Source organism: Ruegeria sp. BA2 (genome assembly GCF_056539605.1).
The window spans coordinates 253,035-278,953 of the sequence record NZ_JBQFVE010000004.1; the positions used below are offsets into that span (position 1 = coordinate 253,035).

The 25,919-nt window shown below is 59.1% G+C and carries 29 protein-coding genes; 15 read left to right on the forward strand and 14 right to left on the reverse strand.

From position 1 onward, the window contains the following. Positions 1 to 4: 4 nt before the first annotated feature. Both greA and ACR0NN_RS11310 read right to left on the reverse strand, forming a co-directional pair. Positions 5 to 475 (reverse strand): transcription elongation factor GreA, encoded by a 471-nt coding sequence (greA, locus tag ACR0NN_RS11305; protein WP_170395722.1) that lies wholly within the window; start codon positions 473 to 475, stop codon positions 5 to 7. A 229-nt stretch (positions 476 to 704) separates the two neighbouring features. Next, positions 705 to 1,085: a VOC family protein gene (locus tag ACR0NN_RS11310; RefSeq protein WP_170722191.1), complete on the reverse strand. Its 381-nt coding sequence runs from the start codon at positions 1,083 to 1,085 to the stop codon at positions 705 to 707. A gap of 89 nt (positions 1,086 to 1,174) precedes the next feature. Between ACR0NN_RS11310 and soxR the strand changes: the two genes are divergently transcribed. The 4 genes from soxR (at position 1,175) to ACR0NN_RS11330 (ending at position 6,040) form a co-directional block, all read left to right on the forward strand. After that, on the forward strand, positions 1,175 to 1,630 hold the full coding sequence (gene soxR / locus ACR0NN_RS11315; RefSeq protein WP_170722189.1) for a redox-sensitive transcriptional activator SoxR: 456 nt from the start codon (positions 1,175 to 1,177) through the stop codon (positions 1,628 to 1,630). A 135-nt stretch (positions 1,631 to 1,765) separates the two neighbouring features. Then, a complete protein-coding gene (locus ACR0NN_RS11320; protein ID WP_170685257.1) occupies positions 1,766 to 3,412 on the forward strand; it encodes an electron transfer flavoprotein-ubiquinone oxidoreductase in 1,647 nt (548 codons plus the stop codon). A gap of 104 nt (positions 3,413 to 3,516) precedes the next feature. Beyond that, positions 3,517 to 5,229, forward strand: a complete 1,713-nt coding sequence (locus ACR0NN_RS11325; protein ID WP_170722186.1) for a tetratricopeptide repeat protein — start codon at positions 3,517 to 3,519, stop codon at positions 5,227 to 5,229. Then, entirely contained in the window at positions 5,219 to 6,040 is an 822-nt protein-coding gene (locus ACR0NN_RS11330; protein ID WP_170722182.1) for a 4-(cytidine 5'-diphospho)-2-C-methyl-D-erythritol kinase, read from the forward strand. The genes ACR0NN_RS11325 and ACR0NN_RS11330 overlap by 11 nt, the downstream gene beginning before the upstream one ends. Here the strand turns inward: ACR0NN_RS11330 and ACR0NN_RS11335 are convergent. Further along, positions 6,033 to 7,031 carry a polyprenyl synthetase family protein gene (locus ACR0NN_RS11335; RefSeq protein ID WP_170722179.1) on the reverse strand — a complete coding sequence of 333 codons (999 nt, stop codon included), beginning with the start codon at positions 7,029 to 7,031 and terminating at the stop codon, positions 6,033 to 6,035. The genes ACR0NN_RS11330 and ACR0NN_RS11335 overlap by 8 nt on opposite strands. 56 nt (positions 7,032 to 7,087) lie before the next feature. Here ACR0NN_RS11335 and ACR0NN_RS11340 point away from each other — a divergent pair, with 56 nt between their 5' ends. The 3 genes from ACR0NN_RS11340 to ACR0NN_RS11350 all read left to right on the forward strand — a co-directional run bounded on the left by ACR0NN_RS11340 (position 7,088) and on the right by ACR0NN_RS11350 (position 8,356). Further along, the gene (locus ACR0NN_RS11340; protein ID WP_008755664.1) at positions 7,088 to 7,303 is read left to right on the forward strand and encodes a putative signal transducing protein; all 216 of its coding nucleotides are present in this window, start codon (positions 7,088 to 7,090) and stop codon (positions 7,301 to 7,303) included. Continuing rightward, a complete protein-coding gene (locus ACR0NN_RS11345; protein WP_170685261.1) occupies positions 7,300 to 8,067 on the forward strand; it encodes a methyltransferase in 768 nt (255 codons plus the stop codon). The genes ACR0NN_RS11340 and ACR0NN_RS11345 overlap by 4 nt, the downstream gene beginning before the upstream one ends. Before the next feature lie 124 nt (positions 8,068 to 8,191). Then, positions 8,192 to 8,356: a DUF465 domain-containing protein gene (locus ACR0NN_RS11350; RefSeq protein WP_170685262.1), complete on the forward strand. Its 165-nt coding sequence runs from the start codon at positions 8,192 to 8,194 to the stop codon at positions 8,354 to 8,356. Here the strand turns inward: ACR0NN_RS11350 and yddG are convergent. The 10 genes from yddG to ACR0NN_RS11400 form a co-directional block, all read right to left on the reverse strand. Beyond that, a complete protein-coding gene (gene yddG, locus ACR0NN_RS11355) occupies positions 8,353 to 9,219 on the reverse strand; it encodes an aromatic amino acid exporter YddG (RefSeq protein WP_170722177.1) in 867 nt (288 codons plus the stop codon). The two genes, ACR0NN_RS11350 and yddG, sit on opposite strands and share 4 nt — an antisense overlap. After that, positions 9,216 to 10,163: a transcriptional regulator GcvA gene (locus ACR0NN_RS11360; protein WP_170722175.1), complete on the reverse strand. Its 948-nt coding sequence runs from the start codon at positions 10,161 to 10,163 to the stop codon at positions 9,216 to 9,218. The genes yddG and ACR0NN_RS11360 overlap by 4 nt, the downstream gene beginning before the upstream one ends. A 303-nt stretch (positions 10,164 to 10,466) precedes the next feature. Then, positions 10,467 to 11,189, reverse strand: coding sequence for an acetoacetyl-CoA reductase (gene phbB, locus ACR0NN_RS11365; RefSeq protein ID WP_170685266.1), 723 nt, complete (start codon positions 11,187 to 11,189; stop codon positions 10,467 to 10,469). A 187-nt stretch (positions 11,190 to 11,376) separates the two neighbouring features. Continuing rightward, positions 11,377 to 12,552, reverse strand: coding sequence for an acetyl-CoA C-acetyltransferase (locus ACR0NN_RS11370; RefSeq protein ID WP_170685267.1), 1,176 nt, complete (start codon positions 12,550 to 12,552; stop codon positions 11,377 to 11,379). 194 nt (positions 12,553 to 12,746) lie between these two features. Then, complete coding sequence (locus ACR0NN_RS11375) at positions 12,747 to 13,580, reverse strand: EAL domain-containing protein (protein WP_170722172.1); 834 nt, start codon at positions 13,578 to 13,580, stop codon at positions 12,747 to 12,749. A 111-nt stretch (positions 13,581 to 13,691) separates the two neighbouring features. Continuing rightward, a complete protein-coding gene (locus ACR0NN_RS11380; protein ID WP_170685268.1) occupies positions 13,692 to 13,880 on the reverse strand; it encodes a hypothetical protein in 189 nt (62 codons plus the stop codon). A gap of 88 nt (positions 13,881 to 13,968) precedes the next feature. Continuing rightward, positions 13,969 to 14,940, reverse strand: coding sequence for a sterol desaturase family protein (locus ACR0NN_RS11385; protein WP_170722170.1), 972 nt, complete (start codon positions 14,938 to 14,940; stop codon positions 13,969 to 13,971). Beyond that, a complete protein-coding gene (locus ACR0NN_RS11390) occupies positions 14,937 to 15,323 on the reverse strand; it encodes a hypothetical protein (protein ID WP_170722168.1) in 387 nt (128 codons plus the stop codon). Before ACR0NN_RS11390 ends, ACR0NN_RS11385 begins: the two co-directional genes overlap by 4 nt. 59 nt (positions 15,324 to 15,382) lie before the next feature. Further along, the gene (locus ACR0NN_RS11395) at positions 15,383 to 15,712 is read right to left on the reverse strand and encodes a hypothetical protein (protein ID WP_170685271.1); all 330 of its coding nucleotides are present in this window, start codon (positions 15,710 to 15,712) and stop codon (positions 15,383 to 15,385) included. A gap of 93 nt (positions 15,713 to 15,805) precedes the next feature. Next, on the reverse strand, positions 15,806 to 16,372 hold the full coding sequence (locus ACR0NN_RS11400; RefSeq protein ID WP_170722166.1) for a TlpA disulfide reductase family protein: 567 nt from the start codon (positions 16,370 to 16,372) through the stop codon (positions 15,806 to 15,808). A gap of 21 nt (positions 16,373 to 16,393) precedes the next feature. On the opposite strand from ACR0NN_RS11400, the gene argH reads away from it, so the two are divergent. From argH to ACR0NN_RS11420, 4 genes are all read left to right on the forward strand, one after another. Beyond that, positions 16,394 to 17,782, forward strand: coding sequence for an argininosuccinate lyase (gene argH / locus ACR0NN_RS11405; protein WP_170722165.1), 1,389 nt, complete (start codon positions 16,394 to 16,396; stop codon positions 17,780 to 17,782). Further along, complete coding sequence (locus ACR0NN_RS11410) at positions 17,782 to 17,964, forward strand: argininosuccinate lyase (protein ID WP_170722162.1); 183 nt, start codon at positions 17,782 to 17,784, stop codon at positions 17,962 to 17,964. The genes argH and ACR0NN_RS11410 overlap by 1 nt, the downstream gene beginning before the upstream one ends. Before the next feature lie 288 nt (positions 17,965 to 18,252). Continuing rightward, positions 18,253 to 19,518, forward strand: coding sequence for a diaminopimelate decarboxylase (lysA, locus tag ACR0NN_RS11415; protein WP_170722160.1), 1,266 nt, complete (start codon positions 18,253 to 18,255; stop codon positions 19,516 to 19,518). A gap of 34 nt (positions 19,519 to 19,552) precedes the next feature. After that, positions 19,553 to 22,099, forward strand: a complete 2,547-nt coding sequence (locus ACR0NN_RS11420) for a TIGR02302 family protein (RefSeq protein WP_170722158.1) — start codon at positions 19,553 to 19,555, stop codon at positions 22,097 to 22,099. On the opposite strand, the gene ACR0NN_RS11425 is transcribed toward ACR0NN_RS11420, so the two are convergent. Then, positions 22,096 to 22,818 carry a zinc-ribbon domain-containing protein gene (locus tag ACR0NN_RS11425; RefSeq protein WP_170722156.1) on the reverse strand — a complete coding sequence of 241 codons (723 nt, stop codon included), beginning with the start codon at positions 22,816 to 22,818 and terminating at the stop codon, positions 22,096 to 22,098. The two genes, ACR0NN_RS11420 and ACR0NN_RS11425, sit on opposite strands and share 4 nt — an antisense overlap. A 182-nt stretch (positions 22,819 to 23,000) precedes the next feature. Here ACR0NN_RS11425 and ACR0NN_RS11430 point away from each other — a divergent pair, with 182 nt between their 5' ends. The 4 genes from ACR0NN_RS11430 to ACR0NN_RS11445 are packed head-to-tail and all read left to right on the forward strand — an operon-like array spanning position 23,001 to position 25,906. Beyond that, a complete protein-coding gene (locus ACR0NN_RS11430; RefSeq protein WP_170685279.1) occupies positions 23,001 to 23,678 on the forward strand; it encodes an ATP-binding cassette domain-containing protein in 678 nt (225 codons plus the stop codon). Continuing rightward, the gene (locus ACR0NN_RS11435; RefSeq protein ID WP_170722155.1) at positions 23,675 to 24,574 is read left to right on the forward strand and encodes an FtsX-like permease family protein; all 900 of its coding nucleotides are present in this window, start codon (positions 23,675 to 23,677) and stop codon (positions 24,572 to 24,574) included. Before ACR0NN_RS11430 ends, ACR0NN_RS11435 begins: the two co-directional genes overlap by 4 nt. Then, positions 24,574 to 25,314, forward strand: a complete 741-nt coding sequence (locus tag ACR0NN_RS11440) for a lysophospholipid acyltransferase family protein (RefSeq protein ID WP_170722153.1) — start codon at positions 24,574 to 24,576, stop codon at positions 25,312 to 25,314. The genes ACR0NN_RS11435 and ACR0NN_RS11440 overlap by 1 nt, the downstream gene beginning before the upstream one ends. Then, entirely contained in the window at positions 25,301 to 25,906 is a 606-nt protein-coding gene (locus ACR0NN_RS11445) for a pyridoxamine 5'-phosphate oxidase family protein (RefSeq protein ID WP_170722151.1), read from the forward strand. Before ACR0NN_RS11440 ends, ACR0NN_RS11445 begins: the two co-directional genes overlap by 14 nt. Positions 25,907 to 25,919 lie beyond the last annotated feature (13 nt).

The following is a 25,919-nucleotide window of genomic DNA, read 5'->3' on the forward strand; positions in this document are numbered from 1 at the left end:
CGGATCAGGCGTATTCGATACTCAGAACTTCGTATGAGCGCACACCGCCGGGGGTGCGGACCTCGACGCTGTCGCCTTCTTCCTTGCCGATCAGGGCGCGGGCGATCGGGGATTTGATGTTCAGAAGGCCTGCTTCAATATTGGCCTCATATTCACCCACGATCTGCCAGGTCTTTTCTTCGTCGGTATCCTCGTCGACCAGCGTCACCTTGGCACCAAACTTGATAGCCCCCGACAGCTTGGCCGGATCAATGACATCGGCGAGCGACAGGATGCCCTCAAGTTCTTTGATGCGGCCCTCGATAAAACCCTGCTTTTCCCGCGCCGAATGATACTCAGCATTCTCTTTCAGGTCGCCGAGTTCCCGGGCCGAGGCAATCGCTTCGATGATCGCAGGGCGCTCGACGGATTTCAGGTTCTTCAGCTCCGCCTCGAGCGCGGCATTGCCCGAGGGCGTCATGGGGATCTTTTCCATAGTCTTGTCGTCCACGCATAAATGTTACGCCCCGCCGCACAAAAGCGTCGGGGCGAAGGATGGGTTGGCATTTACCTGACCCAAATGGAGCGTGAATTGCAAGGGGGGAGGCGTGCCTTGTCAGTAAACTTGCGACTTAGTGCCACCGCCAGTAGGCGCGCGCCGATTGCGCTGCCCCAGAAGTTCGCCGCGTCGCCAACGGCTGGCCTCGTGCCCAAGCCACAACATCTCAATCATACTGAACCACCTCGAACTCGATGCCATTCTCATCGTTGAAATAGAACCGCCTGCCGGGCTCGTAATCCGCATGGTTGTGAGGTTCGAACCCCGCCTTGCGGACCCGTTCTTCGGTGGCGTCAATGTCTTCGACCAGCACGCCGACGTGGTTCAGACCACCCACGAAGTCATAGCTGCTTTCGCCTGACGGCTGTGGATCGCTGGGCGCATAAAGCGCCAGATACGTGTGCGGTCCACCCACGTGCACCGTATAGCCACCCGCGATGGCCGGGCCTTCCCAGCGGGTTTGCCAGTCAAAGACTTTCTGCATCCACGCTGCGGATGCCTTTGGGTCGCGGACCGTGAAATTGGTGTGTTCTAACGTCGCCATCATGGGATCTCCTTCCGGTTTTTAGGCTTGTCCCGACTCACCGTAATTTCTAAACCTAACTTTAGGTCAAGAGATTATTTTGAGAGGATGCAATGGCAGTTTCCGAAGGTCTGGCAATTGGCGCACTGGCGCGGCGCACCGGGTTGGCAGTCTCGGCCATTCGGTACTACGAAGCGCAGGGATTGATATCTCCATGGCGGAATGCTGGAGGGCAGCGCCGATATCAGCGCGCGGATATCCGGCGACTCAGTTTCGTGATGATTGCGCAGCAGTTTGGGCTGACCTTGCCAGAAATACGCGACGTCTTGTCGGAATTGCCCGGAAACCGCACTCCGACCCCGCAGGACTGGAAAAGCATCAGTGAAGGGCTGCGCACCCGATTGGACCAGCGAATCGATACGCTGAAGCGATTGCGCGACAATCTGGATGGGTGCATCGGTTGCGGCTGCCTGAGCCTGCCGAAATGTCGGCTTTACAACCCAGATGACCGGGCGAAATCGAATGGTAGCGGTCCCAGATACCTGATGGGCGACGCTCCCGAGGCATAACTGCCGCATTGCAGCAATGTTACGCCGTGTTTTGATTGACCAAGGTCTTTCAGAACATGTAATCACGCGTGAAACAAAATTGCGCAGACCATGCAGTGATAGCGCCAATTCGGAAAGACAGCTAAGGAGCCAACGATGGCCGAGATTGAACGCGAAGCAATGGAATACGATGTGGTTATCGTGGGCGCAGGTCCTGCGGGCCTGTCGGCGGCCATCCGACTGAAACAACTGGATGCCGACCTGAATGTCGTCGTTCTGGAAAAGGGCTCGGAAGTGGGTGCGCATATCCTGTCGGGTGCTGTGCTGGACCCGTGCGGTCTGGATGCGCTGATCCCGGATTGGAAGGAAAAAGGGGCGCCGCTGAACGTGCCGGTGCACGAAGACAATTTCTATATGCTGGGTGAGGCGGGCAAAATCCGCATCCCCAACTTCCCGATGCCACCGCTGATGAACAACCACGGCAATTACATCGTCTCGATGGGCAATGTCTGCCGCTGGATGGCCGAGCAGGCCGAAGAGCTGGGCGTTGAAATCTTCCCCGGCATGGCCTGTTCCGAAATGGTCTATGGCGAGAATGGCGAAGTCAAAGGCGTTGTGGCCGGTGTCTTCGGTCTGGAGCCTGACGGGTCATACGGCCCCAACACAGAGCCGGGCATGGAGCTGCACGGCAAATACGTATTCCTGTCGGAAGGCGTTCGCGGCTCGTTGTCCAAAGAGGTCATCAACAAATACGACCTGTCTGCGGGTAAAGAACCGCAGAAATACGGCGTCGGCATGAAAGAGATCTGGGAGATCGATCCGGCCAAGCACAAAGAAGGCAGCGTCACACACACGATGGGCTGGCCTTTGGGCAGCAATGCAGGTGGCGGGTCGTTCATCTATCACCTTGAAAACAATCAGGTCTATGTCGGTTTCGTGGTCCACCTGAACTATAAGAACCCGCACCTGTACCCGTACATGGAATTCCAGCGCTTCAAGCATCACCCGATGGTGGCGGACTTGCTGAAAGGCGGCAAGCGCGTGGCTTATGGCGCGCGGGCCATCACCGAAGGCGGCTATCAGTCGATGCCGAAGCTGGTGGCACCGGGCGTGGCGCTGTTGGGGTGTTCGGCGGGCATGGTCAACGTGCCGCGCATCAAGGGCAACCACAACGCGATGCTGTCAGGCAAGGCGGCGGCCGAGGCTGCGTTCGATGCCATCAAGGCCGAGCGTTCGGGCGATGAACTGACCGCCTATGAGACTGAAGTGCGTGACGGCGCCATCGGCAGCGACCTGAAGAAGGTGCGCAACGTCAAACCGATCTGGTCGAAATGGGGCCTGACCGCATCGTTGATGCTGGGTGGTCTGGACATGTGGACCAACACGTTGGGCTTTTCGCTGTTTGGCACTGTGGGCCACGGCAAGAACGATGCTGAATCGACCGAGGATGCCAGCAAGCACCAGCCGATCGACTATCCCAAACCCGATGGTGTTCTCTCGTTCGACCGCCTGACCAATGTGTCCTTCGCGGCAACCAATCACGAAGAAAGCCAGCCCTGCCACCTGCGTCTGGCCGACCCCGAGATCCCGGTAAAGGTCAACCTGCCCAAGTTCGACGAACCGGCGCAGCGCTATTGCCCAGCAGGGGTTTACGAAATGGTCGAGGATGAAAACGGCCCGCGATTCGTGATCAACTTCCAGAACTGCGTGCACTGCAAGACCTGCGACATCAAAGATCCCAGTCAGAACATCACCTGGACCACGCCGCAAGGCGGCGACGGGCCGAACTACCCCAATATGTAGGCAATAACCCGGGCACTGGCAGGGTCGTGAAGGCTCTGCCATTGCCTCTGGACCAGCAAAGCCCTAGCTTGTCGTTCAGTCAACGACAGCAAGGCAGATTATCAGTGGTTTCCCTGGTTCGACGCGCGGCTCTGGCCGTGATCCTCAGCACCTCCTTCGCGCTTCCGGCGGTTTCTGATACCGGATCGGGCTCGTATCTGGCCGGGCGTCAGGCCATTTACCAAAGCGACTACCCCGCTGCCGAGCGCTATTATACACGGGCTTTGCAAGCTGATCCCAGGAACCCGAAGCTGCTGGAGAATGTCGTCGTCGCCCGGCTGGCACTGGGTCAGGTCGAGCGTGCGCTGTCCGTCGCAAAGGTCATCGAAGATAACGAACTGCCCAGCCAGGCTGCACGCATGGTGATCGCGGCCAATCTGGTGGCTGAGGATAAGTTGGATGAATTTCTGGCGCGTGATCCAGAAACGCAGGGCATTGGTCCGCTGGTTGATGGTTTGATGATCGCCTGGGCCCATATGGGTCAAGGCGCAATGACCAAGGCCATGGAGCAATTTGATGTTGTTTCCACGCAGGACGGCCTGAAAGAATTTGCGCTTTTTCACAAAGCGATGGCTTTGGCCTCGGTCGGAGATTTCGAAGGTGCCGAGGAAATCCTTGCTGCTGATGATGGCGCGGTCGCCCGGTTCTCGCGTCGTGCTGCGTTGGCGCATACCGAAGTGCTGTCGCAACTCGATCGCAATGATGAGGCGTTGGAGTTTCTTGAAAACGTCTTCGCGGCAGGCAGCGACCCGACCATCGAAGGATATGTCGAACGTCTGTCCGATGGCGAAACACTGCCGTTTACCCATGTCCGCTCGGCCCGGGATGGTATGGCCGAGGTGTTCTTTTCCGTTGGTGCCGCGCTGAGCGCTGAGGCCGCACAGGACTATGTTCTGCTCTATGCCCGCGCGGCGACCTTCTTGCGCCCCGATCATATCGACGCAATCCTGCTGAGCGCCGAGTTGCTGGATGGACTGGAGCAATATGATTTGGCCGTTGATGTGTATCGTCAGGTTCCGCCGGACAGCAGCGACTACCACGCCGCCGAGCTTGGCCGTGCCGAAGTGCTGAGCCGTTCAGACAGGAAAGATGCTGCCGCTGAAGTGCTGCAAAACCTTGCCGCGCAAAGCCCGGAATTGCCCGGCGTGCATGTGGCTTTGGCTGATCTGCGACGCCAACAAGAAGACTACGCCGCCGCTGTCACGTCTTACGACACAGCGATTGGCCTGACCGAAGAAGGTTCAGGCAGCAATTGGTTCTTGCATTACGCCCGCGGGATTTCGCACGAGCGCCTTAAGAACTGGGACCAGGCCGAGGCCGATTTTCGTCGCGCGCTCGAGCTGAATCCGGACCAGCCGCAGGTGCTGAATTATCTGGGATATTCGCTGGTTGAACGGCAGGAAAAGCTGGATGAGGCGCTTGAGATGATCGAACGCGCCGTCGCCGCACGTCCGGACAGCGGGTATATCGTCGACAGTCTGGGCTGGGTTCTGTTCCGTCTCGGCCGCTATGACGAAGCGGTCGATCATATGGAACGCGCGGTTGAGCTGATGCCGGTTGATCCGGTTGTGAATGACCACCTGGGTGATGTCTATTGGGCTGTGGGCCGCGCCCGCGAGGCCGAGTTCCAGTGGAAACGTGCGCTCTCGTTCATTGATCCCGAAGATAGGGATGGCGAGGCCGACCCCGAGCGCATCCGCCGCAAGATCGAGGTTGGGCTGGACGCCGTTCTGCAGGAAGAAGGCGCCGAACCCCTGAAGGTCGCCAATGAAGGCTGAGGCATTTGCCCCCGCCAAGATCAACCTGACCCTGCACGTAACCGGCCAGCGAGACGATGGCTATCACCTGCTGGATTCGCTGGTTGCCTTCGCAGATGTCGGGGACAAGCTGACCTTTACGCGCGGCCATGATCTGTCCCTGTCGGTAAACGGCGAATTTTCCAAGGGTGTACCCACCGACCAACGGAATCTTGTCTGGCAGGCGGCGGAGGCGATCGGCTGGGCCGGACATATCGAATTGACCAAAGCATTGCCCCACGGCGCGGGCATTGGTGGTGGCTCGTCCGACGCTGCAGCGACGTTGTGGGCATTGTCCGGTCAGGGGATCGATATCCCGGATGATCTGCCATTGTCATTGGGAGCCGATGTACCGGTTTGCATGAAAGCACAAGCAACTCGGATGCAGGGGATTGGCGAGCGACTTTCGCCGGTCCAATTGCCTCATCTGCCTGCCCTTCTGGTCAATCCGGGTGTGCCTGTGCCAACCGCGTCGGTCTTTCGCGCGATTGCAATGCGTAACAATGCACCCATGCCGGATCAGATCCCTGAATTTGAATCGCCCGAAGACTGTGCCGATTGGTTGGGTGATCAGCGCAACGATCTCGAAGTGCCGGCAATGGGCGTTGCACGAGAAATCGAATTTGCGCTGGACGAGCTACGGCTGACCAATCGAGCAATGCTGGCCCGTATGTCGGGTTCAGGTTCAACCTGTTTCGCGCTCTATCCGACCATGAAGGCCGCTCATTTCGCAGCCTATGATATCGGAGCGGCCCACCCAGAATGGTGGTGCCGCGCTGTGCAGCTTAGTTGAGGCGCGATACAACGTAATCGGCCAGATCACTGAGCAGAGTACGGATTTCATGATCTGGCAGCGCGGTCAGAGCGGCCTTGGCCTTGGATGCCCATCCGAAAGCATCCGCACGGGTGGCCTCTAGCGTTTGGTATTTAGCCATCAGCGATAGAGCATTATCCAGATCACCCTCTTCCTGCCGACCGCGCCCGATTGTGCGCTCCCAGAACGCGTGTTCATCGGCGGTGGCTTGTGCCACGGCCTTGATCACCGGCAGGGTCAGTTTGCGTTCGCGGAAATCATCGCCGACATTCTTGCCGGTCGCTTTGCTGTCCCCTTGATAGTCCAGCAAATCGTCAGCGATCTGGAACGCTATTCCCAGCGCGTCGCCGTAATCATACAACGCCTTGACCTGCGCCTCAGATGCGCCCGCTATGACGCCCCCAACTTCGGTCGCAGCCGAGAACAACGCCGCCGTCTTGCCGCGTACGACCTGCAGATAGATGCCTTCGTCCGTGCCCAGATCTGTCGCTGCGGTCATTTGCAATACTTCACCCTCGGCGATGGTTGCCGAGGCGTTGGCCAGAATGTCCAGAACCCGCAATGATCCGGTTTCAACCATCAACTGGAAGCTACGGGAAAACAGGTAATCCCCAACCAGAACACTGGATTTATTATCCCACAGCAAGTTCGCCGTGGGCCGGCCCCGCCGTTGCCCGCTTTCGTCCACGACGTCGTCATGTAGTAGGGTTGCGGTGTGAATGAACTCGACCGTAGCCGCCAGCTTGATGTGATGGTCGCCGGAATAGCCAAACAGCTGCGCCGCTGCCAAAGTCAGCATCGGGCGCAGGCGTTTGCCACCCGCTTCAACCAGATGCGCTGTCACTTCAGGAATGCGAGGGGCATGTTCTGATGCCATGCGCGACCGAATCAGCGTATTTACGGCTGCCATTTCGCCCGCCAGCATCTCTGCCAGACGCTCATGCGGTTTCGAGATCGTGCTGACGTTCATCACACTCCTGATACAAGGCTCGACATCCCACTCACCTTGCCCTTACATCCATCCCCATGAAAGAACTATTGCGCAGCACCGATCCGACAATCTTGGCTTTTGCAACCGCCCTTCTTGAAGGCGAGGATATAGACTGCTTTCAGATGGACGTAAATATGAGCATCCTCGAAGGCGGCATCGGAATCTTCCCGCGCCGCCTGATGGTGCGCGCCGATGATCTGACCCGTGCCGAACGTGTCATGCGCGATAATGAAATACCGCTAGGGCGATGAGCCGTTTCTCCGACTGTGACCTAACCTGCAATGATTTTCTAGGTGGTCGGGTGCGCCTGTGGCAGCCGCGCTCAGGATATCGCGCAGGGGTCGATCCGGTTTTGCTGGCGGCTTGTGTCCCGGCACGCCAAGGCCAGACGGTGCTAGAACTGGGGTGCGGGGCAGGGGCTGCGATCCAGTGTCTGTTGGCACGCGTGCCTGATCTGCAGTCAACAGGGGTTGAGCTACAGCCTGCCTATGCGGATCTAGCCCGCCGCAATGCGATCGAGAATGTCGAGATTACGGTGGTTGAGGCGGATTTGAACGCCCTGCCGGATGATCTGCGCCAAATGCAGTTTGATCATGTGATCGCCAACCCTCCGTACTATCGGGCAGGGGCGCATAGTCCGGCCAGTGATACGGGGCGGCGGATGGCGTTGGGTGAAAACACACCGCTGTCGGATTGGATCGATGTCGCTGCCCGACGTTTGGCACCGCGCGGTTACCTGCACATGATCCAGAAAGCCGACCGCCTGCCGGATATGCTGGCAGGATGTACGGGCCGGTTAGGCTCGGTCGAAATACTGCCATTGTCACCGCGCACAGATCGCGCCGCTGAGCTAGTGATCTTGCGCGCCAGAAAAGGTGGGCGCGCCGCATTCAGGCTGCATGCCCCCCTGGTTCTGCACACGGGCGATAGGCACGTCGAGGATGGCGAAAGCTATACGCCGCAGGTCTCTGCTGTCCTGCGCGATGGGGCGGATTTGACCGGGCTTTTTGCCTGATCGGCAATGACCAGCCGAATTTGTCGGATTTATTACAGATTCTGTGCGTCTGCAGCGTGACAGGCTGGAAATGATATGATCAACTTCCTAGGTGGATAGTATAACCCAACCAAGGAGGATCGCCATGAGCGTGAGCGCACATCTGACGGAGCTGAAGAAAAAACACGAAACTCTCGGTCTTGAAGTGGAAGAAGCCCAACGCTCGCCTGGCATCGACGATCTCCATATCGCGCAACTTAAAAAGCAAAAGCTGAAGCTGAAAGAAGAGATCGAGCGATTGTCGACTTAGGCTTTAAGACTGGCGCGTGCTGCAATGGCCGCGCCACCGGTGACTAACAAGGCCGCGATCGCCAAACCCCAGGACGGGGCGGCGATCCCGGCCAGAACCAGAACCAGCGTGGACAATAACGGAGCTGCATATGAGGCGGTGCCGAGAATTTGAATATCGCCACGCTTGACCCCGATATCCCAGACATAAAAGGCCAGCCCCACAGGCCCTAACCCCAATGCCAGGGTCGAGGCCCAGCTGACGGCGCCTCGCGGCCAAACCGTTTCTTCGACCGCGAAATGCAGCACCCACGAGGCGATTGCAGTCAATACGCAGAACACGGCGACCGAGCTTGTGGGCACGTCCCCCAACCTCCGCGACAGAACCGAGTAGCTTGACCAAGTCAGCGCGCATAACAGCGCCAACCCATAGCCGGGCAAGTGCTGAATCTGGAACCCTGCGCTGCCACCCCCGGTGATGATGACTGCGGCCCCTGCAAAGCCAAGGCATGCGCCGATCAGATGGCCGGGTTTCAGATGCTCACCGGGTAGCAGGCCTGACAGCAATACAATCAGTAAAGGCCAGAGATAGGCGATCAACCCGGCCTCCGCTGCAGGGGCCATTCGCAGGGCCGAGAAATAGAGCGCGTGATAGCCAAAAAGCCCAATAGCGCCAAACAGATAGGTCGTCCAGGCGACTTTGCGCAATTGCCCCAGACCACCGCTTGTCATGGTCCAGATCAGACCCAAAGTGCCGCCAATCGTAAAGCAAATCGCGTTCAGCAACAGGGGCGGTGTCGGGGATGATCCGACTGTAAACAAGGCCAGCAATGACCAAAGCAAAACGGCGATAAAACCGATTGCCGTCGCACCCATTTTGCTCATTCTGAGGCCACTTTCTCGACAGGGATAATTTCGAATTCATCCGATATGTGAGCGGTTTTTTCAATCTCGGATATGAACCAGTCGCGAAAGGCTGCGATCTGGGGCCGAGTCTCCGCGCCCTGTAGGCATAGAAAACGGAAACGTCCTGCGGTTTCCAGCGCGACTTTGAAGGGCGCGACCAGGCGTCCCTCGGTCAGGTCCTTCAGGATCATTGCACGCCGCCCCAGCACGACACCAACTCCGGCCACGGCTGCGTCGATGGCGTGATCGGCATTCGAAAAATGCGCCCCGTGTGTTGGCGTGAAATCCAATCCGATTGCCCGAAACCACGCTGGCCAGTCGCAGCGCGGCTTTAGAAAATTGATCGAGTCATCATGAATTAAAGGTGCCTCACGCAGTGCTTCAGGCGTTGGGAATTGTTCCGCCAATTCAGGCGTCATCACCGGTGTTAGCCATTCCCTGCGGACGGGAACGGAATAAAGACCCTCATCCGGCCCATAGCCAAAGCGGATCGCCACATCCACATCATCGCGCTCAAGGTCCATGTTGCGCAATGTGGCCGAGAACTTAAGGTCAATCCCGGGGTTTGCCCGGGCAAATTCGTACAGACGCGGAGCTAGCCATTTCGCCGTCAGGGCAGGGCCGGCGGTAACCGTCAAGCTCGTTTCGTCCTGCAAGCGCCGCGTCGCCTGCCACGCAGCTTGCAAGGCGGCAAAACCATCAGCCGTTCCGGGTGCCAGCGTACGTCCGGCCTCAGTTAGCTCCACGGCGCGGTTGAGGCGGCGAAACAGTGGGTGCCCCAGATGCTCTTCCAGCGATTTGATCTGAAAGGACAGGGCCGCCGGCGTCACGTTCAACTCATCCGCCGCCTTGGCAAATGACATGTGTCGCGCAGCGGCATCGAAGGCACGCAAAGCGGTGAGCGGAGGCAGGCGGTCGGACATATCGGTTAAGATTCTCTGAACTGAAGCGGCGAAAACTCTCGTTTGTACAGTTTAAAATCAAAGGCCATGTTGATGGCAAGACAAATTCACCTTGATAGAGAGGGCATCAACATGATCGAGATGACATCAAACCCGGCCATCCAAAACGCCATTCACCGTGCCCATGAAGAGCGCAGCAAGGTCGTTGTAGCGTTCTGGACCTGGCTATTCGGTTCCCGCTGATCGCAGCGCGCGCGATCTTACGGGATAAAAGAAGGGCCGGTCCTTGGTGGACCGGCCCGTTTTCGTTTCAATGGCTCCAATTCAGACGAAGAACTGCGCCCCATTGGCTGAGATGGTCGAGCCGTTGATGAACTGCGAATCATCCGACGCCAGGAAGGCCACGCAGCGCGCGATTTCTTCCGGCTCACCCAGACGACCGGCCGGAATCTGGCCAATGATCGATTCACGCACTTTTTCCGGCACCGCCATCACCATCTCGGTCGCGATGTAACCCGGGCAGATTGCGTTGGCGGTGATACCGGCCCGCGCGCCCTCTTGCGCCAGTGACTTCACAATCCCCAGATCGCCAGCTTTGGTGGCGGCATAGTTGACCTGCGCAAACTGACCCTTCTGACCGTTGATCGAGCTGATCACGATGATGCGGCCAAACTTGCGCTCACGCATGCCAGGCCATACCGGATGGACGGTATTGAAGACACCCGTCAGGTTGGTGTCGATCACCTGATGCCATTGTTCGGGCGTCATCTTGTGGAACGGCGCGTCGCGGGTGATCCCTGCGTTGGCGACCACGATGTCGATTGGACCGACCTCGGCTTCGACCTTCTCGATACCCGCTTTGGATTCGTCGTAATCCGCAACATTCCATTTGTAGGTCTTGATACCGGTCTCTTCGGTGAACTTTGCGGCGGCTTCGTCATTGCCTGCATAAGTGGCGGCAACATTGTATCCTTCGGCCTTCAGCGCCTTGGAAATTGCTGCGCCGATGCCGCGGGAACCGCCGGTTACGAGTGCTGTACGTGCCATTTAGGACTCCTCCAAATATAGTCGTCTTGGTAATTCTGTTACTCTGAGATATGTAGATGCGCAATATCGTTTCGCGATCGATTTTGTCTTTCTGTCCGGCGATAGTGTCGCATCCAAGGGATATGATCCGATTGTAACAAAAAAGGGCGCCTCTTGGACGCCCTTTTCTATTGAGTTGTCAACGCACTCAGTCGCGCTCCACGCACAGGGCGACGCCCATGCCGCCACCGATGCAAAGGGTCGCCAGACCTTTCTTCGCGTCGCGGCGTTTCATTTCGAACAAAAGGGTGTTCAAAACTCGGCAACCGGATGCGCCGATCGGGTGACCGATGGCAATCGCGCCGCCATTGACGTTCACGATCGACGGGTCCCAGCCCATGTCCTTGTTCACTGCGCAGGCCTGCGCGGCGAAGGCTTCGTTGGCTTCGACCAAATCAAGATCGTCAACCGACCAGCCTGCTTTTTCCAACGCCTTGCGCGAGGCGTAGATCGGACCGACACCCATGATCGACGGGTCCAAACCGGCGGTCGCGTAGGATGCGATACGGGCCAGAGGCTCAATCCCGCGCTTTTCGGCATTCTCGGCCGACATCAGCAGGGTGGCTGCGGCACCGTCGTTCAGGCCCGAGGCGTTGGCCGCCGTCACTGAGCCATCCTTGGTGAAGGCCGGGCGCAATTTAGCCATTGCCTCCATCGTTGCGCCGTGGCGGATGTATTCGTCCTTGTCCATCACGATGTCGCCCTTGCGGGTCTTGATGGTGAACGGCACGATCTCATCTGCGAATTTGCCCGCGTTCTGCGCCGCTTCGGCCTTGTTCTGCGAGGCAACGGCGAATTCGTCCTGCATGTCGCGGCTGATCTGCCATTTCTCGGCCACGTTCTCGGCGGTCTGACCCATGTGATAGCCGTTGAAGGCATCCCACAGGCCGTCGCGGATCATGGTGTCTATGTATTTCATGTCACCCATCTTGTGACCGGCGCGCAAGGCAGCGGCGTGGGGGGAAAGGGTCATGTTTTCCTGCCCACCGGCGGCCACGATCTCGGCATCGCCCAACTGGATGTGCTGTGCGCCCAGAGCGACAGCGCGCAGGCCCGAGCCGCATACCTGGTTGATGCCCCAGGCGGCGCTTTCTTGCGGCAGACCCGCGTTGATATGCGCCTGACGGGCGGGGTTCTGGCCCTGAGCGGCGGTCAGAACTTGACCCATGATGGTTTCGCTTACCTCGCCCTTGTCGATCCCGGCGCGTTCTACAACGGCCTCAAGGACAGCAGCGCCCAGATCATGTGCGGGGGTGTTCGCAAACGAACCGCTAAAGCTACCGACGCCCGTACGTGCGGCGGATGCGATTACTACGTTGGTCATACAGTCAATCCTTTACCGTCATGGTCTTGCGGGAAATCTGACGGCGCAGGTCACGGAGAAGCAATCTCCAAAAGCAAGAGCGCCTCGTGATCCCCCGCTCCAGCATCTTCTGCAATACCGCAATGCTGCATCTGCAGCAACGGACAGCTTGTCTCAGAGTAGGCAGCGGCGAAGAATTGCGTGGCCTCTTGTAATCAACTGCCCGTTTTTTCGACCTTTTCTCGACTCCATGGCGGAGTGACCGATGGCGCGCCGTATAGGTACCCCTGCAGGCAATCGACTCCATTGGCGATCAGAAAATTGGCATCCTCGGCACTTTCAACCGATTCGGCTGTGACCAGCATTTCAAATTCGCGCGCTGCGGCGATCAATGCCCGCACCAGTGCCTGATTGTCAGGGCTGCCGCTGATACCGCGAATGAACTGCCCGTCAATCTTGGCGGCATCAAACAGAAACTCGCGGAAATGGCGAAAGCCAAAGTTACTGGCCCCGAAATCGTCCAGCGCAAAGGCAATGCCACGGGCCTGTTGGCGATCCATGAAATCGACCACAAGTTCGGGCACCTGCATGGCTGATCCTTCGGAAATCTCCAGGATCAGCCTCTCGCCCAGACTTGCATCTTTCTTAAGGAACCGGTCCAGCACACGCGACCAACTGGCATATCCGATAGACCGGGCCGACATGTTGATGGACAAGCGAATGCCTGGATTTCGGATCAGCGTGCGCAGGCCCATCTCAAGCGCGATACAATCCAGATCCCGGCCGATGGGCGTGTTTTCGACCTGCGGCATGAACTCGCGCGCGGGGATCACCCGGCCGGTTTCGTCCAAAACCCGGATGAACCCTTCATAAAACGCGATGCCTTGCGGGGGGTGCGCTTGAATCACGGGTTGAAACGCCAGCCTGCATTGCTTGTGTTTCACCGCCTCAGTCGCCATTTGCAGCACCGATTGATCCCGAGCGTTTATTGCGGCGCTCAGCGGGTCATCCGATCCCTCGGGCAGGTCTGCGCGTTTCCTGTTTCCCATAATGTTCCGAATCCCTGATCCCGATGATGTGGGTCAGAAATCAGTTTCGGCGAAAGCAGGTAAAACTGGGGTTAACGGATGCAGGATTAATGTGGACGTTCGAACAGAAACTTAATGCGTTGATTGCCAGGCGTGACGAAGCGTGGCTGCGGCCCCAACAAGTGCCCCGAAAAGCCCAAGTGTCGCCATGACGAAACCCAGTGCAAGCAACGTTGGCGCAGCTCCGTTCAGTGCGGCGGTCATGGTTACGACCAGTCCCAGCAAGCCCGTGACTGTCGAAATTTTCAGAAGCTTTGGCATGAGACCCCCGGAAACCGATAACTTAAATCATCCCCCGGATATGGAGCCCCTGTGCCAAAATTCAAGCAGATAAAAGGTCTTTTTGAGACTAGGTCTGTTTTGCCGCAGGGGCGGAATGTTCCGCATCAAACCGCTCAAACCCGGGCGTGCCACGATCTTCGGGATGGCGGGTCAGATGCTTGGCCTTGATCTGCTCGGAATTGTCTCGACTGCCATCATGGCTATAGCCCGGAGGCGCGAAACAATAGGCCAGACGCTGGCGCATACTCAGCCCGGGCTGAGTGGCGTCGTTCCAAATTCCGACCCACTCATGAAAGGCCACGCGTAGCGGGTTGAAGGTGCCGATATTGTGGACCAGACCGTAGTCGACCTTATCGTCCTCTTGCTCGGGAACAAATGTGCCGAACAACTTGTCCCAAATGATGAAGACCCCGGCATAATTGCAATCCAGATACCGCGCATTTCGCCCGTGATGGGCACGGTGGTGGCTGGGGGTATTCATCACCGCCTCGAACCAGCGAGGCATTTTCCCAATGGCCTCGGTGTGGATCCAGAACTGGTAGATCAGATTCAGGCCTCCGACGAACAGCACCATCGCCGGGTGGAACCCCAGCAAAATTAGCGGAGCGCGCACCACCATCATGAAGGTAAAGGTGTAGGTCCAGGTCTGCCGCAGCGCCGTAGTCAGGTTATAGTGTTGCGAGCTGTGGTGGTTCACATGACTGGCCCAGACCCAGCGGATGCGGTGCCCGAAGCGATGCACCCAGTAATAGCGCAGATCATCCAGCACAAAGCACAGGATGATAACCGGAATCGAAGTCCCCAGGTTCAACGGCGTGATCTGCCACAGCCACATGAAGAACGCGTAAGCGATGAAGCCCAGCAAAAAGCCCGAGGCGATATTGCCCGCCCCCATAATCAGCGAGGTCACCGCATCGCGCGTCTCATACCGCCCGCCCCGGCCTTTGACGGCGATCCACAGGAACTCGGCCAGAATGGCTGCGATGAAGAAGGGCACGGCCCATTGCACCGCGTCGGGAAAACTCACGTGATCGGTCATGTGGGATCCATCAGATATTGCCAGTGGCGGCGCTCGGTTTGGTCTAGATGCAGGATCACACGCGGAGTGCCGAAATCGCGAAACTGAACCTCGATCCCTTCCGGGTGGTCGATCCGATCGAAATCCAGCAGATGCCGCGCCACGGTATCAGCCCCAAATGACCAGAGCAGCCCGGCGCCGGTCTCGGTTCGCACAAGGGCTGCGTGGCCGTCATGCGCCACGGTCACGTCGATGACGGTATCGTCTGGGAAATGCCGCAGCCACTCCGAGCGGGCGCTGTCGGGTGTCAGCTGACGCAGGCGCGATTTGCCTGTCACATGCAGCAGCAATGTGATCCCGACGATACCGCCCACCACCAGAATCAACAGAATTTCAAGCGGCATTCCATCCTCCTACAGGCAAACTGTAGGGGAGGTGATGTGCTGTCAAAGGTGGCGTGGCGTCAGGTGTTTTCGAGGCCTTCCAGAATTTCGTGTTGAACGATGCGCTGGACAAACGGCATCAGGCCATCGGGCCCCGAAGCCCTGTCTTTGAGGTGAATGCAGATATCGGGCCTGCGCGCCGCAATTATGCCCACGATTTCCCCGCGTATCTTGTCATCGAGACCTGCGCCCATGATCGCGCAGACGATGCGCGGTTCCGCGTCCAGCTGCCGACGGACCTCATCCTGATCATGCGCACCCAGCCATTGGATCGGCAGATGGTCCAGCTGGCGGGCCACGTCGCCGATCACATTTGGAAGTCGCCCAATTAACAGTACTACCGGTTTCATCGGTGTCCTCCCCCTATCCGGCCATAAACAAAAACCGGCCCATTGGGGCCGGTCACATCTTACCACAATTTTACGACAAGAGCGCGAGAGAGATCAGCTGTTGCCTTCAACTAGGGCCGAGATAATCGCCTTCGCGCTATCCGAGTTCCACTCGGCATCGCCAATCAGGCGCGCGATTTCCCTGCCTTCCGGGTCCAGGATGACCGTGATAGGCAGCGCGATTACGCCAAACTCGCGCGCGGCGGTCTGTTTGGGGTCCTGATGGCGCGGCAGGTTTGCGATGCCGTTCTCGTCAAAGAACTTCTTGATCCCGGCAGGGGTGTTGCGTCCCGTCGCCAGGGTCAGCACCTCGAATTTGTCACCGCCGAATTCGTCCTGCAACTCCGCGATCTGCGGCATCTCTTTGCGGCAAGGCGCGCACCAGGTGGCCCAGAAGTTCACAAGCACGTATTTGCCCGCATAATCCTCGAGCGTGCCGACACCGCCATCATCTTCCAATTGAAACTCGATCGTTTTTGCTTCTTTCGGTTCCTTGTGCAGGATCAGCCGTTTCAGCGTGCCGTCACGCAATGGGGCCAAGGTCTCGGCATCCGTTGCCAAAGCGGCGTTTGCACCCAGCGCGAGGGCCATATAAAGGGGGATCAGACGTAACAGGCGCATATCAACTCCGGGTTTTCTTTCATGACCGATCAATCTTCGAACCAGATGTGGGGCGGCCGCTTTGCCGCCGGTCCAGACGCGATCATGGAGGCGATCAACGCCTCGATCGGGTTCGATCAGCGGATGGCAGCCCAGGACATTGCTGGCTCGCGCGCCCATGCCGCCATGCTGGCTGCCACAGGCGTTATTACTGATAGGGATGCGCAGGCTATTCGGGAAGGGCTGCTCACCGTTTTGTCAGAAATCCAGAACGGAGAATTTCAGTTCTCGACCGCGCTGGAAGACATTCACATGAATGTCGAGGCGCGCCTGAAAGAGGTGATCGGTGAGCCCGCAGGCCGTTTGCACACGGGCCGGTCGCGTAATGACCAAGTGGCGACCGACTTCAAGCTCTGGGTTCGCGATCAGTTGGACGCCGCCGAGACGGGCCTGCTGGCCCTGATCCGCGCGCTTTTGGCGCAGGCCGAGGCCGGAGCGGATTGGGTCATGCCCGGTTTCACTCATCTGCAAACCGCGCAGCCGGTAACTTGGGGCCACCACATGATGGCCTATGTCGAGATGTTCGGGCGCGATTTGTCTCGCGTCCGCGATGCACGCAATCGGATGAACGAATCCCCCTTGGGTGCCGCCGCACTGGCCGGAACCTCCTTCCCGATCGACCGCCACATGACGGCTGAGGCGCTGGGCTTCGACCGCCCAGCTGCCAACTCGCTGGATGCCGTCAGTGACCGCGATTTCGCGCTTGAGTTCCTGTCAACGGCCTCAATCTGCGCCGTCCACCTGTCGCGCTTTGCCGAAGAGCTGGTGATCTGGTCTTCGGCCCAGTTCCGCTTTGTGACGCTGTCCGATCGGTTCTCGACCGGCTCATCAATCATGCCGCAAAAGAAGAACCCGGATGCCGCCGAACTGATCCGTGCCAAGGTGGGCCGCATATACGGTGCCAACACCGCGTTGATGATGGTGATGAAGGGCTTGCCGCTGGCCTATTCCAAGGACATGCAGGAAGACAAGGAACAGGTCTTTGACGCCGCCGACAACTGGATGCTGGCGCTGGCCGCGATGGAGGGCATGGTCAAGGACATGACAGCCAATCGTGACAGCCTTGCCGCGGCAGCGGGTTCCGGGTTCTCGACGGCGACCGACCTGGCTGACTGGCTAGTCCGCGTGCTGGGCTTGCCGTTCCGTGATGCGCACCACGTCACTGGATCTCTGGTGGCCATGGCTGAAACCAAAGGTTGCGACCTGCCCGATCTGACGCTCGAAGACATGCAATCGGTCCACTCGGACATCACCGATGACGTCTATTCTGTTCTTACCGTCGAAAATTCGGTAAACTCGCGCCAATCTTATGGTGGCACGGCACCCGATCAGGTGCGGGCCCAGATCAAGCGGTGGAAGGCGCTGGTGTGATGCGAATGATACGTGTGGTGCTGTTGATTGCTGCCGGTGCAGCTTTGGCTGGCTGCGGTGCAGATGGCGAGCCGATCCAGCCCACAATGAGCGCCAGCGTGGGCGTCGGCAGCAGTGGCACCTATGGCGGCGTTGGTCTTGGCCTCAGACGCGGCGGATTGGGCGTGTATTTGGGGCTCTGACGCCCTGCGATTGCAATTTGCCGAATGCGCCCCATCTGCCATCTACACGTTTCAATGAAATGAGAACACGCATGAGACCTGTCGGCCTGATCCTTTGCCTCGCCCTGCTTGCGGCTTGCGACCCATCGGGCCCACCCCGATCAGAGCCATCAACGTCAACCAGCAGCGGCTCGGGCATCTTGGTGTCTGGCTATGGCCGGGTCGGAATCTCAACACGCAGATGACGCGGGTCAGCTAACTGCGCAGAATCCATTGATCCGCAGGACGCTTTTGGTCTAAGCGCGCGGTATGGATCATTTTCTCTACCGCGACGGCGCGCTTTACGCCGAGGATGTCCCAATCTCCGAAATCGCTGCCGCGGTCGGAACCCCGTTCTATGTTTATTCGACAGCGACGCTACAGCGGCATTTCAAGCTGTTTGATGACGCGCTGGAAGGAACCGATCACCTTGTCTGTTATGCGATGAAAGCGGCCAGCAATCAGGCGATCCTGAAGACGCTGGCGCAGGCGGGCGCGGGGATGGATGTGGTTTCTGGCGGGGAATATATGCGTGCCAAGGCGGCAGGGGTGCCGGGTGAAAAGATCGTCTTTTCGGGCGTCGGTAAAACAGCGGATGAGATTCGTACTGCCCTGACCGGTGGCATCCGCCAGTTCAACGTCGAATCTGAACCCGAGATGCAGGTGATCAATGCGGTCGCAATGGAATTGGGCGTCATCGCGCCGATCACCGTTCGGGTGAACCCGGACGTGGACGCCAAGACCCACGCCAAGATCGCAACCGGCAAGTCCGAGAACAAGTTCGGCATCCCGATCTCGCGCGCCTCCGAAGTTTATGCATTGGCCTCCAGCCTGCCAGGGCTGGAGGTCATTGGGATCGATGTCCATATCGGCTCACAACTCACCGAGTTGGAGCCGTTTGAATTGGCGTACAATAAGGTCGCCGAACTGACCGAGCGTTTGCGCGCCGAGGGTCACACGATCCGCCGCCTCGATCTGGGTGGTGGTCTGGGCATCCCCTATACCCGCTCGAACGACGCGCCGCCGCTGCCGGTCGAATATGGCGCGATGATCAAGAAAACACTGGGCCATCTGGGCTGCGAGATCGAGATCGAGCCCGGTCGCCTGATCGCAGGCAATGCGGGTCTCATGGTTTCCAAGGTCATCTATGTCAAATCCGGCGAAGACCGCGATTTCCTGATCCTCGACGGCGCGATGAACGATCTGATCCGCCCCGCGATGTACGAGGCGCATCATGACATTGTTGCAGTGCAGGAACCTGCGCCCGGTGTGGAACAACGCCCTTATGACATCGTCGGCCCGGTTTGCGAGTCCAGCGATACTTTTGCCAAACAACGCAACATGCCGCCCTTGGAATCAGGTGATCTGATCGCCTTCCGCAGTGCGGGTGCCTATGGCGCCGTCATGTCCAGCGAATACAATACACGGCCCCTGATCCCCGAAGTTCTGGTGAATGGGGATCAATTTGCCGTAATTCGTGAACGCCCAAGCTTTGACGAAATCATAAACCGCGATACCATACCTTCGTGGCTCTGACGCGATAGGCGCGCGGGCCGATCAGGAGGCCCGCTTGCGCGATAACCAGACCCTGCCAATTCCAAGACTGTCCCTGTGGCTGACGCACGGGGGTATGCTGGCCGAGCAGGTCATGCGCGCCTTCTGGCCTTTTTTCTCGATCTTAATGACCCTAATGGCGGCTTTAATGCTGGGGTTACAAGACCTTGTGCGCATCGAAACCGTTTGGGTTTCTGCCGCCATTGGGCTGATTGCGCTGCTTGTAACGGCGATTCTTGGCGTTCGGCGGTTTCATTTGCCGACGCGGGCTGAGGCGCTGATCCGGTTGGATGAAACCCTGCCGGGGCGTCCGATCCAGGCGCTGATGGACGATCAGGCCGTTGGTGCCATGGATGCGGATTCGGTTGCTTTGTGGCAGGCGCACCAATCTCGTATGGCGGACCGCGTATCCAAGGCTGATCCGGTCAAACCCGATTTAAGGTTGGCCTCTCGCGACCCCTACGCCCTGCGCTATGCTGCATTGCTGGCATTGGTTGTTGCAGCGCTGTTCGGGTCATTCTGGCGGATCGGATCCGTCGCTGACATGACACCGGGGACAGCGCAGGCCGCGCAGGGCCCGACATGGGAAGGTTGGGTCGAGCCTCCGCGCTATACCGGCTTGCCAACGCTCTATCTGGCGGATCAGACCGATCCCACGCTGACGGTGCCCCAAGGTAGCCGCATCACGTTGCGCTTTTACGGTGAGATTGGTGCACACAGTCTGACCGAGACAACAACGCCGCTTGGAACCGAAGCCGCGACAGAGCCCGAGCAGGACTTTGTCGCCGACCGCTCTGGCCAGTTGCGGATTGAAGGCCCAGCGGGGCGCGATTGGGCGCTGGAAATCCTTGCGGACACCGCGCCTGAGATCGAAGTGGCGGGGAATGCTGAATCCGAAGCTGGCGGCCAGATGAAGCTGCCCTTTACCGCAGCGGATGACTATGGAATCGTTTCTGGCACGGCCCGGATCGAACTGGATCTTGCTTCAGTGAACCGCGAATTTGGTCTGGCGACCGAACCGGAGCCGCGTGAGACCATCACGGTCGAGCTGCCGATGCCGATCACCGGCGACCGGTCTGAGTTTACCGAAGACCTGATCGAAGATTTCTCGCAGCACCCATGGGCGCATCTGCCTGTAAAGATCACCCTCATGGCCCTTGATGCGGCAGATCAGGAGTCAGTGGCGGAACCCTATTCGACCGAACTGCCCGCGCGGCGGTTCTTTGACCCGCTGGCCGCGGCGGTGGCAGAACAGCGCCGCGATCTGCTCTGGTCACGCGAAAATGCACTGCGCGTGGCGCAATTGCTGCGCGCTGTTTCGCATTTGCCCGAAGACCTGTTTCGATCAGATACAGCCTATCTGCGCCTGCGCGTAATCCTGCGCCGGCTGGAGGCGTTTGACCAATATGGCGCGCTGAATGTCGAACAACAGGAAGAGATTGCTCAGGCCCTTTGGGAACTTGCCGTTCTGATCGAAGACGGAACGCTGGCCGATGCGCTCGAGCGGATGCGCCGCGCGCAGGAGCGTCTGACCGAGGCCATGCAAAACGGTGCCAGCGACGAGGAAATCGCCGAGCTGATGCAGGAACTGCGTGAAGCGACCGAGGACTACATGCGCCAGTTGCAGCGCCTAGCGCAAGAAAACGGTGAAACCCAACAAGGCCAGCAGGGTCAAAATGGCGAGACTATGCAGATGACGCAGGATGATCTGCAGCGCATGATGGATCGCATTCAGGAACTGATGGAACAGGGCCGCATGGCCGAGGCGCAGCAGGCGCTGGAAGAGTTCCAGCAGATGATGGAAAACATGCGCGTCACGCAAGGGCAGGGCCAAGGTGGCCAATCCGAGGGGCAACAGGCCATGGAAGGCTTGGCGGAAACTCTGCGCGAACAGCAAGGGCTCAGTGATCAGGCGTTCCGCGATCTTCAGGAACAGTTCAGCCCCGGCACCCAATCTGGTGAAAGCCAAGGGAACGAAGGCCGCAACGGTGGTCTTGGTCGAGGCCAGAGCCACGAAGGCCAAGGCGGCCAGGGCGAAGGACAGGATGAGGCGGGCGAAGGCCAGCAGGGTCAAGGTTCGCTCGCAGATCGGCAGCAGGCGCTGCGAAACGAACTCAGACGGCAGGAACAGGGTCTGCCCGGCGGTGGCACGCCCGAAGGCGATGCTGCACGCGAATCACTGGGTCGCGCCGGGCGCGCAATGGACGAGGCCGAGGATGCGCTGCGCGGCAATGATCTGGCCGAAGCGATTGATCGTCAGTCAGAGGCGATGGAAGCCCTGCGCGAAGGCATGCGCTCACTCGGAGAAGCGCTGGCGCAGAACCAGCAAAACCAACCCGGGCAAGGCACCGAGGCCGGTGATATGCAGGCCAACAACCGCGACCCATTGGGCCGTGCACCGGGATCGGCAGGATCAATCTCGACCGATGACAACCTGTTGCAAGGTGAAGACGTCTACCGACGCGCGCGCGAGTTGCTGGATGAAATCCGTCGCCGGACGGGCGAACAGGATCGGCCTCAGCTTGAGCTGGAATATCTCAAGCGCTTGCTCGAACGGTTCTAGTTCTGCCCTGCGCCACCCGTTTGCGCTTCCAGCCACAGGCGCGCCTGATCGACCAATGAAACGTATGATTTCAGCACTGGATCAGCTTGCGGTACCGCTTCGCTGATCTGATTGGCATTGCCATAGATCAGAAACAGAATGACCCCGATGATGACGATCAGCGCAAAGCCGCGTAGGAAACCGCCGGACTTGCGCGCCGGGGCGGCCGCCTCGGCCTCGTCCGATGTCAATTCGCTGCGCAGTCCCGAATTGATCGCCTCGACATCCGGTAACTCATCTTTCTGACCGGCATCGGTGGCCGTTTCCGTGGCTGCGGGACGTTTGGGTTTGACTTTGGCTTCTTCGGGCGGGTCCAGCGCCAGATCGGGCTGGCTTTCCAGACTGCTCCCTTCGCGTTCACGAAGTTCCGCCTCGCGCGCAGCCTCTTCTCGCAGGATGCTGGATACCGCAGGGTCCACATTTCCAACGGCTTCCTCTTCTGTCGGTTCGGGCTCGGTCTCGGCCGCTTCGAATTCTAGAGCGTCCCTTGCCTTGACGTTTTCCAGCTCGACCGAAGGCTTTTCAGCCAAAGCTTCCGGCTCTGCGTCGCTCGCGGCGGGGTGTTTGTCCTGAAACCAGGTCTCTTCGCAGTTCGAGCACTGAACTTCGCGCCCGTCTTCCGGGATCACCTCGTCCGGGACTTCGTACTGGGCGCTGCAATTCGGACACGTTAAACGCATTCTGCCTCCTGGCCGTCAAGGCTGGCCTGATAGTAGTTTTTTCAGGGATGATATTCCGTTAAGACCCAACAGCAAAGCGTGTTTTCGGTTTCGCGGGCCAAGTGTCGCCAATTGGCCCCGCCCGAGGCATTGAATCCACCGCTGCGCTCGGGCAAGAGAAGCGCAGAACAATGGGGGCAGGCGTGATCGAGCTGGAAAATCTCAGCTATACCTACGGCGGCGGCGAATTGCTGAGCGATGTGTCGCTGCAATTACAGCCCGGATCGTTCCACTTTCTGACGGGCCCGTCGGGCGCGGGCAAGACCACGTTGCTCAAGCTCTGCTATGGCGCGTTGCTGCCGACCTCGGGCAGGTTGATGGCCTTTGGTGAGGATATCGCCCGCATGGATCGCGATCAGATGGCTCTGCTGCGTCGACGGATTGGTGTGGTGCATCAAGATTGTCGCTTTTTGGATCACATGACGCTGGCCGAGAATGTCGCGCTGCCGTTGATGGTCTCAGGGCGCGCCGAAAATGGGCAGCAGGATGATCTGACCGAGCTGTTGGGCTGGGTCGGGCTTGGCAGCAGACTAGAAGCACACCCGCCCGAATTGTCAGGGGGTGAACGCCAACGCGCCGCATTGGCCCGTGCGGTTATTCTCTCGCCCGATGTCGTGCTTGCGGATGAACCCACCGGCAATGTGGATTGGGAGATGTCGCAACGACTGCTGCGCCTGCTGGTCGAACTGAACCGCATGGGCAAGACCGTGCTGATCGCCACCCATGACCTAAGCCTGATCCGCGCGGCCAAAAGCCAGGTTCAGGCCCGTGTTCTGCGTATTGCCCAACGCCGGCTTCAACTCGCGGGGGCGGATCTATGAGTACGGGCACAATCCGCAACCTGCTGCGCCGAGATACCCGCGCCGATCGGGTGGTGCCACCCACGGGCTTCACCGCGCAGCTGACCCTTTTTGTCTCGGGCGCGATGGCGTTTCTGGCAGTGTTTGCGCTGGCCTTGTCGCTGGCCTCGGGCCGTTTGGCAGATCGCTGGGCATCCGAACTGGCGGGCGCCGCGACCTTGCGGATCAATGCACCTGCCGACCAGCGCGCGGCACAGACTGAGGCCGCGTTGACGGTCCTGCAGCAGACGCCGGGGGTTGCATCAGCCCGCGCGTTGACCAGCGAAGAACAGGCCGCACTGCTTGCGCCCTGGTTCGGGCCGGACTTGCCGCTGGGCGCCCTGCCAATCCCGCAGCTGATCGAGATCATCGAAGGTGAACCCGGTTTGGATGCGGCAGGCCTGCGCCTGCGATTGGGCGCCGAAGTGCCCGGCGCGGTTTTGGACGATCATACCCGCTGGCGCGAACCGCTGGTGGATGCGGCCAATTCGTTGCGGCGTCTGGGCTGGATTTCGATCCTGCTGATCGGCGGCGCCACCGCCGCCATGATCACGCTCGCTGCCAACGCCTCACTCGCTGCCAACGCGCAGATTATCGAGGTGTTGCGGCAGGTCGGTGCACGCGACCGTTTCATCGCCGGAGCTTTCGTGCGCCGTTTCACTTTCCGCGCGCTTTTTGGCGCCACAGTCGGCACCCTGTTGGGAATGTCTGGTGTTTTACTATTGCCCGAGGCTTCGGATACGGGTGGATTTTTGACCGGGCTTGGGTTTCAAGGGATCGGATGGCTGTTGCCTGCGCTGATTCCGATACTGGGCGCCGCCGTCGCCTTTTTGGCCACATGGTCCGCCGCGCAGCGCAAATTGAAGGAGCTTTCGTGATGTTCATGGCCATTCAATGGGTCCGATCGCTGATCTTCATGATCGTCATCTATGCCTGGATGCTCGTGCTGGGCATTGTCTTCGCCCCTTACGCTCTGTTTGCCAAACGCGGTGCATTGCGGGCCTGCAAAACCTATGCGCGCACGACCATGTGGCTGGCCCGCTGGATGGTAGGCATTCGCTGCGAAGTACGCGGTGACGTGCCCCATGGCGAGGTGGTCGTGGGGGCCAAGCACCAGTCCTTCCTCGACATCATCATCATTTTCAACGCGGTGCCTCATGGCAAGTTCATCATGAAACGTGAATTGCTGTGGACGCCGATCATCGGAATGTACGCGCGTCGCTTGGGTTGTATCCCTGTCAATCGTGGCAAACGCGGTGCAGCAGTTGCCAAGATGGTCAAGGACGTTGCCCGCGAGTTCAGCGAACCCGGCCAGTTGGTGATTTACCCCCAAGGCACGCGCGTCGCACCGGGGGTGCATAAACCCTATAAGGTCGGGACGGCAGTTCTGTATGAAGGTCTCGGGTTTCCCTGCGTGCCGGTGGCCACCAATGCGGGGGTCTTCTGGCCCAGAACGGGCGTCATGCGCAAACCCGGCACCGCGATTGTCGATTTCCTCGACCCGATCGAACCCGGCGTGGCGCGCAATGACTTTCTGGGACGGCTGGAAAACGTGATTGAGACACGGTCTAACGAATTGATGCGAGAAGTGGGGTTTGACCCGGATGGAGTTCGTTAAGGATATCACCGCGCTTGAGGCGCTCTATGGCACGCCCGGAGCAGCGGCCACGCGCAAAGTGGCGCGAAGACTGACGCCTCTCTACCGCCAATGGATCATGGCCTCGCGCCTGTGTATTCTCAGCACTGTCGGCCCCGAAGGCGTTGATGGTAGCCCGCGCGGGGATGACGGTCCGGTTGTGCTTGAACTCGATCCGGGCACCCTGGCCCTGCCGGATTGGCGCGGAAACAACCGTTTGGATTCATTGCGAAACATCGTACGTGACCCCCGTGTGTCGCTGATGTTCATGGTCCCCGGTTCGAACAATGTTGTGCGGGTGAACGGGGCGGCCCAGCTGACCGCTGACGAAGGCCTGCGCGCACGGTTCGAGAAACACGATAAGCGCCCCGCAACCGTCATCGTGATCGAGATTTCCGAAATCTACACGCAATGCGCCCGCGCCCTGATCCGGGCCGGAACCTGGCAAGGGCGCGACGAAAGCGGAGGCCTGCCAACGGTAGGTGAGATCCTGTCGGAAATGACGTCGGGTGAAGAAGGCGGCGCGCAATATGATCAGGAATGGGGTGCCCGCGCCGCTAAAACCATGTGGTAGAGCACCCTTGGGG